The sequence below is a fragment of the Deinococcus aerophilus genome, assembly GCF_014647075.1.
In the GTDB taxonomy this organism is placed as follows: Bacteria; Deinococcota; Deinococci; order Deinococcales; family Deinococcaceae; genus Deinococcus; species Deinococcus aerophilus.
Window position 1 is genome coordinate 1 of record NZ_BMOM01000072.1, and the last position, 1,509, is coordinate 1,509.

Annotated in this window: 2 protein-coding genes; one reads left to right on the forward strand and one right to left on the reverse strand. The window is 59.5% G+C overall.

The annotated features are described in order from the left end of the window. Nucleotides 1-436: 436 nt before the first annotated feature. Complete coding sequence (locus tag IEY21_RS16600) at nucleotides 437-1,054, forward strand: DoxX family protein (protein WP_188905449.1); 618 nt, start codon at nucleotides 437-439, stop codon at nucleotides 1,052-1,054. Between the two features lie 236 nt (nucleotides 1,055-1,290). Here the strand turns inward: IEY21_RS16600 and IEY21_RS16975 are convergent. Beyond that, on the reverse strand, nucleotides 1,291-1,509 hold a 219-nt coding region (locus IEY21_RS16975), incomplete at its 5' end, for a hypothetical protein (RefSeq protein WP_229753191.1).

The window sequence follows — 1,509 nt, forward strand, 5'->3', positions numbered from 1 at the left end:
GAGGTGATGGGAACCAGGGTCACAGAGCTGTGCCGCGCTGGAGGGTGCACGGACCCTGGACCGGCGGGCCGGGCGGGCGGTGATGACGGGGGTGGGGGTGGAGTTCAAGGGGGGGTCCTCCGGGAACAGCATGACAATGCGAGTTGTTGTCAAAACTGACCTGCAGGCAGGGTTGAAATCACCCACACCGGCCGGAACCTCCAACAGGGAGAAGCCCTGCAGTTGTGTCCCCGGTTCGTCCGGGTCCAGTCCAGAAGTAGAGAGCGAAATGGCAAGGGCCACGGCCGAGCTGCCGCGATGCGGGGTGACCTGAGACTGGGAACCAAAACCTGCGCTAATGAATCAGCGCTGCTTGCGACGCCAAGTTCGACGTGATCCAATTCGGCGAAACGTGCATAGACCTAAGTGAGCCTTCCAATGTGCTCAAGGAGCACGCATGATCCCAGATCCACCCAATTTCACTTCGCCCTTCCCCCGTGAGACGCCATCCACAGTGCCGAACGATACCCTGGCCTGGAAAATCGACGCACTGGAACTTCGTGTGGTCAGTTGGTGGGCACGCCACGGCATCGTGCTGCTGCGGCTGACACTGGGGTTGGTGTTCTTCTGGTTCGGTATCCAGAAGTTTTTCCCAGGGCTCAGCGAAGCCCAGGATCTCGCCACCAGCACCATCTCGGTGCTGACCTTCGGCCACCTTCCAGCGCAGATCAGCCTACCCTTGCTGGCTACCTGGGAGTGCCTGATTGGGCTGGGGTTGCTCTCGGGGCGCTTTCTACGCGTGGCGCTACTGCTGCTCTTCGCGCAGATGGCGGGCACCTTTTTGCCGCTGGTTTTTTTTCCAGCTGAAACATTCAAGGTTGTGCCCTGGGTGCCCACGCTGGAGGGGCAATACATCATCAAGAATCTGGTGCTGATCTCTGCTGCCCTGGTGGTAGGGGCCACGTCGCGCGGGGGCCGCCTGATTCACAGCGCTGAGGCGGCTGATGCGGCGGAAAAGACACAGAATCTCCACGCCCGTTTCCGCCGCCGTTTTCACCAGAACCCCGAGAAATAGAGGGGAGCTCCCCCACTTGGCCCGACGCAGCTGGCACAGCCGCACGTCGCTGGCGCTCTGAATTTGGAGCCTGAGGACCTCGGCACCTGACACCTTATGGTCAGTGGTGTAGACGAAGTACGCACAGCAGAAGGGGCAGTATCTGCGTCTCCAATGCTCTTTAGTACTGCCCCCAGAGTCTCGGGAAGTGGCCCAACACAGTCCTCATACGAGCTTAGTCCGAGGGGGTGCCAGTACTACGGCTGATTGGCGTGCTTACCACAGGTCTCTTCAGCGTAGGCCTTGATGACTTCGCCAGAATTCAGCCCAAGAGATTTGACGGACTTCCCGAATCCCATGCCCGTTTCGTCCTTAACTAGAGCCCGTTTTGGATATGAAAAGACTGTCTCAGACAGTCTTTTCATATTGTGACCAGCCGGCGGAGCAGGAGACGGGTCATGGCCAAGTAGCACCAC